Source organism: Streptomyces sp. ITFR-21 (assembly GCF_031844685.1).
GTDB lineage: Bacteria > Actinomycetota > Actinomycetes > Streptomycetales > Streptomycetaceae > Actinacidiphila.
On the sequence record NZ_CP134605.1, the window covers coordinates 3,059,314 to 3,074,002 of the forward strand.

10 protein-coding genes and 1 pseudogene are annotated in these 14,689 nt (G+C 72.3%); 2 read left to right on the top strand and 9 right to left on the bottom strand.

Annotated features, from left to right (window positions below; all coding sequences use genetic code 11):
* Nucleotides 1-135 precede the first annotated feature (135 nt).
* Nucleotides 136-453: a hypothetical protein gene (locus tag RLT57_RS33345; RefSeq protein WP_399128589.1), complete on the bottom strand. Its 318-nt coding sequence runs from the start codon at nucleotides 451-453 to the stop codon at nucleotides 136-138.
* Between the two features lie 35 nt (nucleotides 454-488).
* On the opposite strand from RLT57_RS33345, the gene RLT57_RS13280 reads away from it, so the two are divergent.
* Together RLT57_RS13280 and RLT57_RS13285 are read left to right on the top strand one after the other, a co-directional pair.
* Nucleotides 489-911, top strand: a complete 423-nt coding sequence (locus RLT57_RS13280) for a hypothetical protein (RefSeq protein ID WP_311297592.1) — start codon at nucleotides 489-491, stop codon at nucleotides 909-911.
* A 976-nt stretch (nucleotides 912-1,887) separates the two neighbouring features.
* Complete coding sequence (locus RLT57_RS13285) at nucleotides 1,888-3,393, top strand: glycoside hydrolase family 6 protein (RefSeq protein ID WP_311297594.1); 1,506 nt, start codon at nucleotides 1,888-1,890, stop codon at nucleotides 3,391-3,393.
* Between the two features lie 939 nt (nucleotides 3,394-4,332).
* Here the strand turns inward: RLT57_RS13285 and RLT57_RS13290 are convergent.
* The 8 genes and pseudogenes from RLT57_RS13290 to RLT57_RS13320 all read right to left on the bottom strand — a co-directional run bounded on the left by RLT57_RS13290 (nucleotide 4,333) and on the right by RLT57_RS13320 (nucleotide 14,679).
* Nucleotides 4,333-5,283: a hypothetical protein gene (locus tag RLT57_RS13290; RefSeq protein ID WP_311297595.1), complete on the bottom strand. Its 951-nt coding sequence runs from the start codon at nucleotides 5,281-5,283 to the stop codon at nucleotides 4,333-4,335.
* 652 nt (nucleotides 5,284-5,935) lie between these two features.
* A complete protein-coding gene (locus tag RLT57_RS13295; RefSeq protein ID WP_311297596.1) occupies nucleotides 5,936-7,702 on the bottom strand; it encodes a serine/threonine-protein kinase in 1,767 nt (588 codons plus the stop codon).
* A gap of 375 nt (nucleotides 7,703-8,077) precedes the next feature.
* The gene (locus RLT57_RS13300) at nucleotides 8,078-8,353 is read right to left on the bottom strand and encodes a hypothetical protein (RefSeq protein ID WP_311297597.1); all 276 of its coding nucleotides are present in this window, start codon (nucleotides 8,351-8,353) and stop codon (nucleotides 8,078-8,080) included.
* A 196-nt stretch (nucleotides 8,354-8,549) separates the two neighbouring features.
* Complete coding sequence (locus RLT57_RS33350; protein ID WP_399128592.1) at nucleotides 8,550-8,822, bottom strand: discoidin domain-containing protein; 273 nt, start codon at nucleotides 8,820-8,822, stop codon at nucleotides 8,550-8,552.
* 196 nt (nucleotides 8,823-9,018) lie between these two features.
* A pseudogene (locus RLT57_RS33355) lies at nucleotides 9,019-9,171 on the bottom strand (putative Ig domain-containing protein); the annotation flags it as partial.
* Nucleotides 9,117-10,709 (bottom strand): ABC transporter substrate-binding protein, encoded by a 1,593-nt coding sequence (locus RLT57_RS13310; protein WP_311297598.1) that lies wholly within the window; start codon nucleotides 10,707-10,709, stop codon nucleotides 9,117-9,119. The pseudogene RLT57_RS33355 and the gene RLT57_RS13310, both read right to left, overlap by 55 nt.
* Nucleotides 10,706-12,871, bottom strand: coding sequence for a hypothetical protein (locus RLT57_RS13315; protein WP_311297599.1), 2,166 nt, complete (start codon nucleotides 12,869-12,871; stop codon nucleotides 10,706-10,708). The genes RLT57_RS13310 and RLT57_RS13315 overlap by 4 nt, the downstream gene beginning before the upstream one ends.
* 1,217 nt (nucleotides 12,872-14,088) lie before the next feature.
* Nucleotides 14,089-14,679 (bottom strand): snapalysin family zinc-dependent metalloprotease, encoded by a 591-nt coding sequence (locus RLT57_RS13320; RefSeq protein ID WP_311297600.1) that lies wholly within the window; start codon nucleotides 14,677-14,679, stop codon nucleotides 14,089-14,091.
* Nucleotides 14,680-14,689: the final 10 nt, after the last annotated feature.

Genomic DNA, 14,689 nt, shown 5'->3' on the forward strand with positions numbered 1-14,689 from the left:
CCGGAGTACGGCCGCAGCGACGGTGTCGGCTGACCCGTCTGGGCGCAGTGGCCCGGTCTCGCCGCCGCATGTCGCTGACCGGTCGGTTGGCAACCGTCCGAACGGTCGGCTACACGCTGTCCCGCACTGCGAGCATCATGCCCGCATCACCCCGGTGAGCACCGGAAAGCTTCCGGCTGGCCGATACAGCAGGTTCTGAACACCGCACGTATGGTTCCCTGTACGGCGAGTAAGAAAGGAACGGTGACCATCCCTGAGGATCTCCTCGACGAGATCCGGACTGAAGCGGCTGAGCGCGGCCTGTCGGCGTACGTCGCCGAGGCACTGCGGGCCAAGCGTGACCGGGACCGGGTCCTTGAGCTTGTCGGCTGGCTGGAGGAAGAGCACGGTACGGTCACCGAGGATGAACGCGCGGCGGCCCTCGATGAGCTGAACAGCCTCGACGCCGAGCACGCGCACCGCCGACCCGGCAGCGCCGAGGAGGCCGCGTGCAGAAGCCCGGTAGCGACCACCGGCCTCCACTCCGGGTCTTCGTCCTCGGCTGCGCAGCCCTGTCTCTCGCCGTACGCGGCGACCGGAAGATGATCGCCTGGCTCGACCTCGCCGCCCGGGGCGAAGCCGAGGTGGTGACTTCCCCGATGACGCTGGTCGAGGCATACGACGGCCGAATCACCGGGCAGCGATGGGACTGGCTGCACTCCCGCCTCAAAGTCGCCGACATCGGAGAAGACGAAGCCCGACAGGCTCGCCGGCTACTGGCCGATGCCAAGTTGCACGGTCACAAGTACGCGATCGATGCGGTACTCGCCGCCGGCGGGCGTCGGCAGCAGGGCCAGGTCACCGTTTTCACCTCCGATGCCGACGACCTGGAGAAGCTGGCCCCGGACACGGTCGTCGTCAAGAAGGTATGACGCTGTCGCCCGGTCTCAGTTCTGGTCTCCTTCACCGGCGTTCAGCAACGTCCAACCGACCGTCTGTCAATCGTTGCGCCGCAGGTCAGTACGCGCCGGCCCGGTTGTGATCAACGACATGATCCGTTGGAAAGCGTGTTGGGGGCACCTTCTCAGGAGCCCGAATCTCGTATCCTCCGCACCGGCCCACCGGGGCAGACGTCAGCCTCGGCGCATCCGGGCCGACTTGCCGGGTTCCCAGCCCGTGATCGCGTCGACGACCGCGTCGGGGACGCCGAGGACCAGCAGGACAGTAGCCGCCGTGTGCCCTGAGGGCGCGCGCAACAGAGTGCGTAGTTGTTCGGGGCACCGCCCGGAGCGGCTCCTGAAGGCTCGCCCTTGGCCTGTCGCTGCCCAGGGTTGATTCACCGCACCAGCAGCAGCCCGCAGCTGTACGCTGGTTACACCAGTCGATGTACTCGGCGACCGCGACCTCGACGTCGTTGATGCCGGTCCAGGGTCCCTTGTCGCGGATCAGCTCGGCTTTGAACAGGCTGTTGAACGCCTCGGCGAGGGCGTCGTCGTGCGAGTCGCCCTTGGAGCTGACCGAGGCAGCCGGAGCGCTGGGACCGGTGGGCTCACGACGCGGCGCGCCGGGGGCAGCGAGCACGGTAGCTGGTGTGTCGGCGGCCCACTCGCCATCGCGGCAAGGGACTGCGCACCCGCCAGCACCGCGCAAGCGGCGAAGCCGACCGCGTCCGGGCCCCCGCACACCACCCGGCCCGGACGCTCCTCCACCGCGTCGAGCAGCGCCTTCGCTCGAACCGGCCCACGCAGGCATTCCCGCGGCGGCGGAAACACATCGTGCGCGAGGGATTACGCACTCTCGCCATACTGGCTAGGCTCAGCCGTGGGAGCGCTCCCACTCATCCTCGCCGTATTCGGCCCTGAGCACCTTAAGGGGCCCTCTCCCCCCACGAGAAGCACGGAGGACAATGTGACATCCCCCATCCGCACACCGCGCCCTCCCGGCGCGGCAGGGGCCCGTACCCGCGGGTCACGGCTGCACAAGGCCATCGCACTCGGCCTGGCCTCGGGCCTCGCCGCCGCCGGTATCGCGCTGAGCACCGCGATCACCGCAGGGGCCGCGGCGCAAGGCAGTCTTCCCGCCGACACCCAGCTCTACAAGGATCCCACCTCCCAGGTGGTCCGCTGGGTTGCCGCCAATCCCGGCGACTCCCGCCAGCCGGTCATCGCCCGGCGGATCGCATCCCAGTCGCAGGCGGTCTGGTTCTCCAACTACAGCCCCGCCACCGTCACCAGCGACGTCAGGGCGGTCACCGCGCCCGCGGCCGCCGCCGGACAGCTGCCGGTGCTGGCCGTGTACGAGATCCCCAATCGCGACTGCGGTGGCGCCTCCGCCGGCGGTGCGCCGGACCTCGCGTCCTACGACGCCTGGGTGCGCGACTTCGCCGCCGGGCTGGGCGACGGCCGGTCGATCATCATCCTGGAGCCCGACTCCGTCTCCCTGACCACCTGCTTGTCCGCGCAGCAGCAGGCAGACCGGTTCGCCTCGCTCGCCCGTGCGGGTGCCGCCATCCACGCCGCCGCGCCCAACGCCAAGGTGTACCTGGACGGTGGCCACTCGACCTGGAACAGCGCCGCTGAGCAAGCCAACCGGCTGCGCGGCGCCGGCATCCTGACCAGCGCGGACGGCCTGTTCACCAACGTCTCCAACTTCAACACCACCGCGAACGAGGTCGCCTACGCCAAGAACGTGCTGGCCTCGCTGGGCAACCCGGCCAATCTGCACGCCGTGGTGGACACCAGTCGCAACGGCAACGGTCCGGCCGGGGGAGGGGCATGGTGCGACCCGTCCGGCCGGGCGATCGGCACCTACCCCACGACCAACACCGGGGACCCGGCCATCGACGCCTTCTTGTGGGTGAAGCCTCCCGGTGAGGCGGACGGCTGCGCCGGCGCCGCGGGCACCTTCCTGCCGGACGTGGCCTACGCGCTGGCGTCCGCCGGAGCGTCCGACCCCACGACCCCGCCGCCCACCACCACGCCCCCCACCACCACTCCCCCCACCACCACTCCCCCCACGACTACTCCCCCCACGACTACTCCCCCCACAACCCCGCCGCCCACCACCACTCCCCCCACCACGCCGCCGCCGGCCGGCGCGGCCTGCTCCGTCCACTACGCCATCGCCAGTGCCTGGACGGGCGGCTTCACCACGAACGTCACCGTGCGCAACACCGGCAGCACCGCACTCAGCGGCTGGTCGCTCACGTGGACCTTCCCCGCCGACCAGAAGGTCACCAGCGCGTGGAACGCCGCGATCACCCAGTCCGGCGCGGCCGTGACCGCCACGGATCTGGGCTACAACTCGACCATTTCCGCGGGAGACTCCACCGGTTTCGGATTCCAGGGGACGGGCTCCAGTACCTCCTCGCCCGCCGCGTTCACCCTCAACGGCGCTGCCTGCACCGTGACCTGACCTGCCACCCGTTCGGCGGTGGGCGGCCGGGTTCCGCCCGGGTCGGCCCACCGCCGTGGTGGGCCCGGCAGCGTCGGACGACGGCACCGCACCTGACACCGCCGTCATCGTCCACGACTGCCACGGCGAGACCGACCGGCAGGGGGTCATCGCCAAGGCGGCGTCCGGCCGGTGCCCGCACGTCGCCGCGGCCGGGACCGCCAACGGCAGCCGGTCGGCCTCTGGAACCGCGGCGGCGGAGGCGATCAGCGGTGGGAGCGGCCGTAGGCGGCGGATCGCCTGCCCGGCCCCAAGGGATCAGGGACGGGCGGAGATCCTCCCGGCCCGGAGGCCCCGGGTCGCCTGCTTGCGGCGTAGTGAACCGCTGGTCCACTCGGCCATCGCACCCGCGGTTCACTACGCCGCAAGCAGGACGGCGGTGTCCTTGCCGGTTCCCCGCGGGCGGCCGGCAGCGTCGCCTTCGTCGTGCCCGCCGTATGAGGCGACTGGCCGCGGTTCTGGTCTCACCCGTCCGCGTCCGTCCGCGTCCGGGCGCGTCCACCGCGCGGCCGCGTGTGCTCCTGTGCCAGGTCAGGACCCTGCTGCAGGGCTGGGACGGGAACGTGTCCCGCCTACGCGCGTGCGGGCTACCAGGGCGGTCACCGAGGATGAACGCGCGGCGGCACTCGATGAGCTGAACCGTCCCGGTACCGAACACGCGCACCGTCGGCCGGGCAGCGCCGGAGAGGCCGCGGGAAGAAGCGCGGCAGCGCGCGCGGGCCCCCGGTCCGGGTCTTCGTCCTCGACGGCGAGGCCCCGTCCCTCGCCGTACGGGGCGACCGGAGGATGATCGCCTGGCTCGGCCTCGCCGCCCGTGGCGAGGCCGAGGTGATGGCGTCTCCGCTGACCCTGGTCCGGACGGGGAGGCGGATCGGCGCCCTGTGCGGTGTTCCGCCTGGCTCAGCGGGCGACGGGCGCGGTCTGGAGCGACCAGGAGCCGCCGTCGGGGACCTGGACGAGTATCCAGCCCGCCGCGGGAACGACGAGGTCCTGGGATCCGTCGCCGAGTCCGTGGATCCAGTCCTTGCCGCTGTCCCGGCGTGGAGCGCGGTAGGTCACACGCCAGGTGCCGGTGGTCCTGGCCTGGACGACGATCCGGGCGCGTCCGCCGGTGTGGGCGAGGACCTCGTGCGCGGTGGTGCCGTGCGCCTCACCGGTGAAGGACAGGGCGCGGTCGATCGGCAGGAAGCGTACCGACCAGCGGCACGGGCCTTCGCTGTTCTTCACCTCGACCCTCAGGTGGGTGACCGAGGTGTCGACGAGATGGCGTCCCTGGTAGGCGTGTTGGAAGTTCACCAGGGTCTGGCCGGTGGTCAGCCGTCCCTCGGTGCGCGTGAGCGGTCGGACGAAGAAATTCCCGTGTCCTTCGAAGGCGATGTCGGCGATGACCGGGCTGCCGGGCTCAGGACGGTCGACGAGAACGTCGAACTCGCCCGGTGCGGTGCCCGAGTGCAGGTAACGGTCCTCGCTCACCAGCACCGGCGGCGCGGGCGCCAGCGCGCTCTCCAGGGCTTCGATGGGGACCGGACGGCCGTCGATCCGTGCGGAGAGCCGGATGAGAGCGGCCCGGCCGCGGTCCAGAGCGCGGGCGATCTCCGGTTCGTCGCCGACGGGTGCGGCCTTCGCCTGCTCGTAGCAGTCAAGTGCCGTCCGGTAGTCGGCGATCATGGCGGCGGTGGCGGCGGGCCTCGCGGGATCGAAGGCCAGATTCTCCAGTTCCTCGCCGAAGACCGTGACGGCCTCCGCCACACGCACCGCGCCACGGGCCGGCTCGCCCGGAGTACGCGGTCCCCGGGCGCCGAGCGCCCGCAGCACACCGAAGGTCACCAGGCACCCCGCGACGAATGCCACGACAAGACCGATCATCTGCTGCCCCCCGGCACCGCAAGAAGCGTCGAAAGACGCCGAACGCAAGGCAGGCTACCGGTCGAAACCCTCGCAGGATCCGATATCCAGACGATGCCCTTCCGGATGTCAGCCGCTCCCCACCTCGTTCTCCCGGGTGACGGGTCCGCAAGCCCGATCCACCCAACGGCCCGCCGCCTGGGCGGCGTACCTCCCGTTCAGGTCGCGCGGGGGGGTGACGCCGGGCCGGCCGCGTGTCGAAAGGGTCCGCAGCTCGAACTCGGCGGCACGGTCGCTCCCCAATTCGCCGCGGAGCTCTATGGAATGTCGCGTATGTCGCGATGGACGGCTCGGCGGAGACCGTTGACCGGGTACGTCGTGCACGCAGTCGGGAACTTTCGCGACCTCTGCCTGCGTAGGGAAGCGTGGCGGGCCGCGCCGAGCGACGTCAAGGGATCCGGGGAGGATGCGTGCGGACCGGTTCGGGACCGGGGTGCGGCGGGCCCCGGACGCCCGTCGGTGGTCCGGTGGGCTCGCTGGGCCGCACGGCAGGCCCGTTGACCGGTTCACCGGTCCGGTTCACGCGGAGCGAGCCGCGGGAGTCGGCGCCGGCTTCGGTCTCGGCCCTGCGAGGCCGGGGTTCTCGGTCCGGGCGGTGTCAGCGCCGGGTGAAGGTCGTCGGGGCGCCGAGTCCTTGTGAGCCGGGGCCCAGCCGGAGAGTGCCGTCGGCCATGGTCACCTGGTAGGAGTTGCCGGGTGCGCACGTCAGCGTGCTGGTCGGGTCGGTGGGGTGCGGTGACTTCGCGGCGAACTCCGCCGTGCCGGCGTCCAGTTGCTCCAGCACCAGCGATTCCGTGCAGCCGACGTTCTGACCGGTGTCCTGGTCGTGGACGTCGCTCACCTGCTGTCCGACCAGTTGGCCGATCCGGCCGGCGTGCAGGGTCAAGGTGACCTGGTAACCGTCGGTGTGCACAGCGAGGGAGTAGTTGCCGTCCGGGTTGCCCGGACCGGTACCGACCCAGGTGCCGCCCCAGGACGCCGGCAGCGCCGACGGATCGGTGCTCGGGGTTCCGGCCGGGGTGGTCGGCGTACCGCTGCCGCCGCCCGAACCGGCGTGGTCCGATCCGGATCCCAGCGCGCCGTGCACCAGTAGTCCGGCCAGCGCCACAACGGCGACGGCGCCCGCCACGGCGACCCGCACCCTCCACCGGCCGGACGGCGGCTGCGGCTGCGGCTGCGGGACCGGCGAGGTCGCTTCCCGGGCGGCGCTGTCGTCGTCGGCCGGCCTCGGTGTGGGCGTCGGGGCGGTGCGGTCGCCGCGGGCCGGACGGCCGTCCGCGGTCCGCGTCTGGGAAGAGTGGTACGCGGCGTTCGAGTCGCCGCCGGAGACGGCGCCGGCTCCGGCTCTGGCTCCGGCTCCGGCTCCGGCTCCGGCTCCGGCTCCGAGCGGATCGGACGGCGAAACGCCGGCATCGAGGGCGGTGACGGGGTGGGTCGGCGACTGCGCGGCGGGTGAGGCGCCCAGCACCACCCGCATCTCCGCTTGCCGGGCGGTCAGTTCAGCCGCGAGGCCCGGTGGCTGCCGCAGCGCCCAGCGCCCGGCCGGCCGGTCGGGTTCCGGCAGCAACTCCGCGGCCGCCCGCGCCGTCGGACGGTCCGCCGGTCGTTTGGCCAGGCAGGCCCGTATCAGCGGCAGCAGCGCCTGGGGAACCCCCTGCAGGTCGGGCTCCTCGTGGACCACGCGGTAGAGCAGCGCGGGCACCGAGGGGTTCTCGCCGAGCCGGTCGAAGGGGCCGCGCCCGGTGGCCGCGTACACCAGCACCGCGCCCAGCGCGAAGACGTCGCCCGGCTCCGCCGACACGCCCGCGGTGGCCTGCTCGGGCGCCATGTACCCGGGCGAGCCGATGACTCCGCCCGTTCGGGTGTGCCGGGAGTCCTCCGCCGCACGGGCGATGCCGAAGTCGATCAGCAGCGGACGCGTGCCCGCCAGAAGGACGTTGGACGGCTTGACGTCCCGGTGGGCCAGACCTGCCTGGTGCACGGCGTGCAGCGCCTCGCACAACTCGGCGGCCAGCGCGGTCAGGCTCGCCTCCGGCAGCGGCCCGTCCCCGGCCACCCAGTCGGCCAGCGACGGCGCGGCCACGTACTCGGTGGCGAGCCACTGCGCGCTGGAGCCCGCCGGGGAGAAGTCGATCACCGCGACGGTCCACGGCGACCGCACCCGATCGGCGTGCCGGATCTCGCGGGCGAAGCGCTCCGCGAAGGCGGGATCGAGGCTGAACTCCGTCCGCACGGTCTTCAGCGCGAGCGCCCGCCCGGCCGGTGTCCGTGCCAGGTACACCTGGCCCATGCCGCCGGCGCCCAGCCGCGCGAACAGCGGATAGCCCCCGACCGACAGTGGATCGGCCGCCCCCAGACTCTGCATGTCCGCAGCCTACGGCCCTCCCCCGGTGCCCGCCCGACGGTTGGCACGGTCGCCGGCGCCGGACGCACGCGGGCACAGGTCTTCCGGACCCGGTCGGCGTTCCCGGGGGCGGTCCGGTGGTGAGGAAGGACTCGGGGAGATGGTTGATCAGGGTGGGGCGGGTGGCGAAGGCGAAGTGGTCGGTGCCGGGGAGTTCGACGAGGCGGGCGTTGGGGATGGCCGTGCGGAGTTCCAGGCCGACGCCGGTGGGGACCTCCTGGCCGATCCAGCTGCCGCCGGCGGAACTCGCCCGGGTGCTGACCGCCTACGCCTCCCGGGTGCTGACCCCGCGCGGCTCCACCGGGTGCTGGTCATCAGGAGGGTGGGGGCCCGGATCTACGGGAGGAGGAGCGGTCGTCGCCCAGGGAGATGTCGTCGGAGAAGCCGAGCAGGGTGCGGACGCCTGCGGCTCGTCTCTCCGAAGCGGAGTGCGCGTTCGGCGGCGTGGTGGCGGTCGACGTCGGCGAAGACCAGGGCCGGGTCGAGGACGGCGTCCGTGATGCCGTCGATGCCGGGGTCGGCGGCGGCGTCGGTGAAGTGCGCGATCCCCGCGTCGTCGAAGCCGTACGGCCAGTCGGCGGACCAACGGAACGTGGGGGATCCGTTGAGCACGGCGAGTCTGCCGACCAGGGCGGGGTGCTGGGCCGCGAAGCGGAGGCCGACGTGGCCCGCGGAGGCGAAGCGGACGATCGTGGGCCGGTGCAGGCCGGTGCAGGCCGGGCGGCGGCGGGAGGCGACGGGGCGAGACCCGGCCGGGGGGCGGGGGCGGGCGGACGCGTCCGTCCCCGCGCGTCGGCGCCGGTCCCGGCTACCGGCCGAAGAGCTGGAACTCCCAGAGGGAGTAGCCGTACTGGGTGGAGCGGGTGGTGCCGTACATCCGGATGTAGCGGCCGGAACCGGTGAGGTTCAGGGTCTGGGTGCCGCCGGTTCCGGTGGTGGTGGAGTAAATCGAGGTCCACGCCGAGCCGTCGTTGGAGGTCTGGATCTGGAACGCCTTTCCGTAGGCGGTCTCCCAGTTGAGGACGGCCTTGCAGATCGTGTGCGCCGCGCCGAGCTCCACCTGCAGCCACTGGGGGGTCAAAGAAGGCGGACGACCAGCGGGTGCCGTTGTCGCCGTCGACCGCGCTGGACGCGGGGGACGCGATGTTCTCCGCCGAGGAGGCCGTCGCGGTCCTGTTCAGGGCGAGGTTGGCGGTGCCGCAGGTGCCGCCGCCCGCGGTGACGGTCCAGGTGAAGGTCGTGGTTCCGGTGGTCCCGGCGGTGTCCCTGGCGGTGGCGGTGGCGGTCGAGGTGCCGGCCGTGGTCGGGGTGCCGGAGATCAGGCCGGTGGCAACGTTGACCGACAGCCCGGCGGGCAGGCCGCCGAGCCGTGCGGTCAGCCGCCGCGCGGAGCCGTGCAGTCGGCCGGGGGCGGGCTGCCGGTCGGCCAGGCGATTCCGACCAGCCGGGTTCCCCGTACGGCGGGGTCGAGGCGGATCACGGCGACGGCCTTGTCATAGGCGTTGCCGTAGTTGTCCAGGCAGATCCAGCCGCTGGCCCCCTTCACCGGTGTGGTCCCGTGCAGGTTGTACCGGGCACGGCCCACCTCGTCGAGAGTGGGCATGCTGACACCCGCGTCAGCGGCCGTGCGGATCTCCTCGATGCCGGTCCACACCGAGTCGTACTCCAGGATCGTGCGCTCGTCGTCGAGGTAGATCTCGCCGATTCTGCTGCGGGTGCCGACGGGCTCGGCGGCTTCCTGCACCGCCTGGTCGAACTTGGCGTAGTCGGCCGCCGAGCCGCCGGTCTTCGGCAGGTCCGGCCGGTTCGACCACTCGCCCGGATACCCGAGGGCCGCGTACTGGACGGTGATCCCCGACTTCTTCAGCTTCGCCCAGCCGAGTTCCGGGTCCCCCACCAGCACGGAGGCGTTGGAGCCGCTGATGACGGTGTACGGGTTCGCACAGGCGCGGTCGCCGAGCGCGTTGATGAACTGCCGCAGCTGGACCGGGCGCCCGGCGAAATAGATGACCTTGGCCTTGGACGCGCAGATGTTGGCGAGTTTTCCGGTGAAGACGTTCGAAATGTTTCCGGGGTCGTTGATGTCGTCAGGTGACTGGAACTGCTCGATGTGGGCGTCGGGGATCTGGCGTTCGAAAGCCTCCCGCAGCGTACGGATGTAGTTGTCCCCCGGCCGGGTGTCCTCCACGATCAGGGATTCCTCCGGGCGGGGGGGCTTGAAGAGAATGAGCGCGTTCGCCTGGTCACTGTTGGTCGGAGCGACTCTGACCAGGTTGCTGAACCGGCCCGGCCGCTGACTGGTGTTGGCGAAGTCGTCCGCGGTGAGGGGGCCGCCGACCAGGGGGATACCGTGGGTGTTGGCCAGGGCGGCCATGGCGTCGGCGGTGTCCGTGACGCTCAGGTCGAACCCGGTCACGACCCGGAGACGGTCCCGGCCGGAGCGGGCCATGGCGGCCAGCCTCGTGACGACCGGCCGCCACTGGCTGTAGGCCCGGCCGGGATTGGCCAGTACCAGGCGGATCAGCGGGGACTGCGAGTTGTCCTGGTGGTTGGCCCGCCACTGGGCGAGGTAGGCGCCCTGGACCTCCTCGCGGATCTGACGCTGCTCAGCCGCGCTGCTGGAGATCATGGGGATCATGAGCGCCACCGTCGCGTACACGGTTTTCGGCGACTTCGTCTTCGTCACCCACCGGTTCTCCGCGTGGATGCGGTCGGTCACCTCGCGCAGGTAGGACGGTGCGTAGTCGTACGCGCCGTCGGTGACACCGACGCACTCGTGGTCGGGGCCGTACGTCGCGACTCCCGAAGCGCCCTTGCCGCACCCGGGGTGGTCCGGCGGTATCACGACCGGGTAGACCAGCCAGGCGCTGACGCCGAGAACGGCGCTCAGGGCGATGGCCAGCACCGTCGCGAAGATCCGGCCCGGAGGCCACCGGAACCACTCGCGCAGCTGGTACAGGACTCTCATGCGAAGGCACCCCCGGGTAACGCCAGATCGGGCGCCTGCACCCACCCCTCCAGCTGTTGCGGCCACTGGTTGTACGCGGCGAAGTAGACGTCCTGCGCGGTGTCCACGGAATGCGTGGCCAGCACGCCGATGCCCAGCGTGATCCGGTCGACCGTGGGCTTGTCGGGCACGGCCTCCGGGGCCGAGAGCGCCCACAGGTCGCGTACCAGCACGTCGATCGCCTGGTGGACGGGCAGTCCGTCACTCCCGCAGGCCGGACACCGCGCCGGGCTGCCGGCGGGCACCCGGCGGGGCGGCCGGGGGGCGGCGCAGACGAGGTTCAGTGCCGCCAGCCAAACGCGTGCGGCGCCGGCGTCCGAGCCCTGCCGGAAGAGCTGGTGCAAGGACCGGACGACGACGTCGCAGTCGCCCATCGCCAGCGCGTGGTGCAGATAGCGGACATCGCTCGTGACGGCGCCGGACTCCAGCGGATGGCGGGTGTCGAGCCGGTGCAGCAACTGCCGGTGGACCGCGTCCCAGGCCGACGGGGTGCCCCGCAACTCGTGCAGCAGCAGCGTACGCAGTGTCCGGTCGCCGACGAACGGCCCGTCCGTGCCCGGCCAGGACGGCCCGCGCCAGTGGCCGAGCCTCAGGTACAGAGCGGTCGCGTTGGCGGCCAGCGGGCCGTTCCACTCCGGCGGGAAATTACGGCTCAGGTGGGCGGCGGCCGATGCGTCCAGGGCCGGGGAATAGTACGTCAGACGGCGGCGCGCGGCCTCCTCCGGTACCAGGAACCGCAGCAGCCGGGCGCTCGCCTTCGTACCGGTCCCCGGGCGGCCGTCGGCCGAGAGGTCCAGCAGCTGCGACGGATCGAGCGCTTCACCGCCCTCCAGGCGGGGCAGTGCCGCGTGGACCAGGGCGTGCGCGACGCCCGCGCGCCCGCCGCTCACCCGCTCCACCACCCTTACCAGGCGGGCGGGCGGCCTGCTGGCTCCGAACATGGCCCTGATCGCCGGTTCCCGCAACGGCCACAGGCCCAGGGACAACAGCCACGACTCGGGATCGGCGCCGCCGTCGGGGTCCGGCGACCGCCAGCCCGTGTGCCGCTCGACGGCGTCCGCCGAGGGGTGGGCGGCCTCGTCGCCCGCGGCGGTCAGCACGACGACGAGCTGGCTGGGGCTGTCGCCGGTGTACTCGTGGCGGGCCTGGAGCAGCAGCTCCAGGAAGTCGCCGCCCAGTCCGGCGGGTTCGGCGTTGTCGAGGAGGACCAGCGGGCGCTGTATGCCGTCGTATCTGCGCATCGGTCCGTAGTGGGCGGAGACGTCGTCGAGGAGAGCGGCCACGAGGTGTCTGTGGGCGAGCAGCCTGCCGTTGCCCTCCGTGTCGCGGAAGTCCACGGCGAGGGCGGCGAGTTGGTCCAGCCCGTCGCCTGTCGGCGCCACTTCCCGGTCGGCCCACCATCTGCGGGCCACCTTGTTGACACGTCTGCCGAACAGGCGCTGCGTGAGGGTGGGTACGAGCGTCTTGGCGGCGGCGGCCAGCGACTCCTCTCCGGTCAGGGTGCCCACCCCGTCGATCACGGCTTCCAGTCCCGCCTGGATGAGGCCGGCGGTGTTGCCGCGGTCGGCTGTCAGCTGGCCGTCCAGCCGTTGCAGCGCCGCGGTCCTCTCCTGCGGGGATCCGGCCTGCCATCCGCTGACGGCCACCAGGCCGTGGATGAGGCGGGGGAACTCCAGAGGAACGCCGAAGTACTTCGGTCTGCGCCGCAGATCGTGCTCCAGGGTGTACAGCAGATCGGTCACGGGCGACGTGTTCGCCGCCTGGTCATTCGCGTCCGCGGCATCGGATCCGTCGGATTCCCCTCCGGCACCGGACGCCGAGGACGGCGGACCGCCCAATCCGTCGGCGTCCGGCCCGCGCCGCTGCACGGTCCACGGCCGGGGCCGGCGCAGATCCGGACTGGCCAAATCCAGAAAAGACAGCGGAACGCGCTGCCGATAGGCGTCGGCGAGGTCGGCCAGAACGGCGCTCTTGCCGGTGCCCCGGCTTCCGACCAGGAGGACGACGGGGCCGGCGTCCTGGTACTCCACCGACTGACGGCGGCCGTCGGCGCGGTACTGGATTCCCACCAGGCGGGGCACCAGCCTCCGCAACAGGGCGTCCCTGCCTTGTAATTCCGGCATCGCTCGCCACCCCCCGGTCACGTTCGCTCCGCCGTCGGCATCCAGCGACGGGTTCATGAATGATAGGGCGTCAGGACTGCGCACGGGCGATGGTTCGTACAGTTGCTCCGGCTTTTCCGCTCAGCCGAAAAAGATGCGTTTCCAAGGCTGTTCGGATCACATGCGGACCAAAGAATTCCGCGCCCCGATGACTTCCCGACGATGTGCTGACCGCAAGCTGCCCGCGTATGCCCTTTGTGCCCACGGCCGCCGCGCCCCGACCACCCGCGTCCGCTCCCGGACGGCCCGCGCCGCGCCGCGCCGCGGGGATTGGACTCGCGGGACCGGCCGCGCCGAGGCGCACCGTCAAAGTCGCGGGCGGGGTACGGCACGGAGGTGGCTGCGCCCGGACCGATGCCGGCAGGACGGCGCGGGCCGAGGCAGGGGAGTGGAGCGGGATGCCGTCGTCCGGGGCCGCGGTGGGCCGGCAGGGTTCACCTCTGCTCGTGTCCGTCAGGTGGTGGCGCGGGCATGCCGTGCGGTGGGCCTGGACGCTGACGGGGCGCGCTTGATCCGGCTCGGGGAGAACGCGTTGTCCCGGCTGGAACGGCAGCCGGTAATCGTACGGATCGCGCGCGCGGCGGAGTACCTGGAAACGGTGCGGCGGGAGGTCCGTGTCCGCGGTGGCTTGCCGGCGAGGCGTTTCCTGCCGCGCGGGTCGTGGACGATGTCGAGCAGGCTCTTGTGGTGTCCGGCTGTCCGGTGACGTTCTGGCACGTCATCGAGGAGGGGACCGGGAGGCGTCGTACGGCGAGTTGGGCTCGGTGCTGCGCGACCTGCACGCGTTGCGGGCGCCGACGGGCCTGGAGCGCCCGCGCGTTGACGCCCTGCACCGTTCGGCGGCGCGGTTCGGGCGGGCGCTCGGCATCCCGGACGAGGACGAACGCCGTCGGCCCGCTTCCGGAACGGCCGGCCGGGGCGTCGGGCGCGGCGCCGCCCGCGCCCTTGCGGGGTGGGTGCGGAGGGCGGGACCGGCGCGGCCGGCCGGTGGGGAGGCCGGCCGCGTCTCGTGGTGGCGGCGATACGGGGCGGAGCGGTTCGTCCCCGTCAAGGGGCGGCGGGCGGGGCCGGTGTTCGTGGCAAGCGGCGCTGATCCCCGCCGAGTCCCGCGCTCCCGGCCGATCGGCTCGCCCGGACGACCGGTCCACCGTATCCGTCCTGGCCGGTGCGGCGGCCGGTCAGTGTGCGGCGCTGCGGACCGGTCCGGACCAGACGTCGATCACGACCTGGTGCCGGCTCGGGCGCGCCGCCGCCGTACGGCCCGCGTAGTCGCGGTCGACCTGTGCCGCCTCGGCGGCGCTCGGCTTGGCGTTGCTGCATGCCGTACCGGGGCCGTGGCCGGACATCAGCTCCGAGCAGGGGCCGGTGTAGTGGTCGGGCAGCCCGAGGATGTGGCCGGTCTCGTGGGCCGCGATCCGGGTCACGTCGTACCCCTCGTCGACCGCTTCCTGGCCCAGCCGCACCTGCCCCCTGCCGCCTGGGAAGATCGGCCCCAGCGTCGTCTGGGGCCAGCCGGGGGTCGCCACGTAGACAAAGTCGGCCGAGCCGGCCGAGGTGGCCGGCTGGAGGTGCACGTTGTGCACGGCCGCGTTCCAGTTCTGCACGCCTCGGGTGATCGCGCTCGCCCACTGCCCCGCGCGGCTGGCGTCGTAGGTCAGGGTGACCACCGCCGCGGTCGCCTTCGGCGCCGGCTGCGCGGAGGCGGCACCGGACGCGGTGCCCAGCATGGCCGGGATCAGTGCCGCCACGGCGAATATGCGCTTGATCATGGGACTCTCA

Coding starts and splice junctions, on each gene's coding strand:
- RLT57_RS13295 (WP_311297596.1), bottom strand. CDS start 7,702: ATGCAGAGTCTGGGGGCGGCCGATCCACTGTCGGTCGGGGGCTATCCG.
- RLT57_RS13310 (WP_311297598.1), bottom strand. CDS start 10,709: ATGAGAGTCCTGTACCAGCTGCGCGAGTGGTTCCGGTGGCCTCCGGGC.
- RLT57_RS13315 (WP_311297599.1), bottom strand. CDS start 12,871: ATGCCGGAATTACAAGGCAGGGACGCCCTGTTGCGGAGGCTGGTGCCC.
- RLT57_RS13320 (WP_311297600.1), bottom strand. CDS start 14,679: ATGATCAAGCGCATATTCGCCGTGGCGGCACTGATCCCGGCCATGCTG.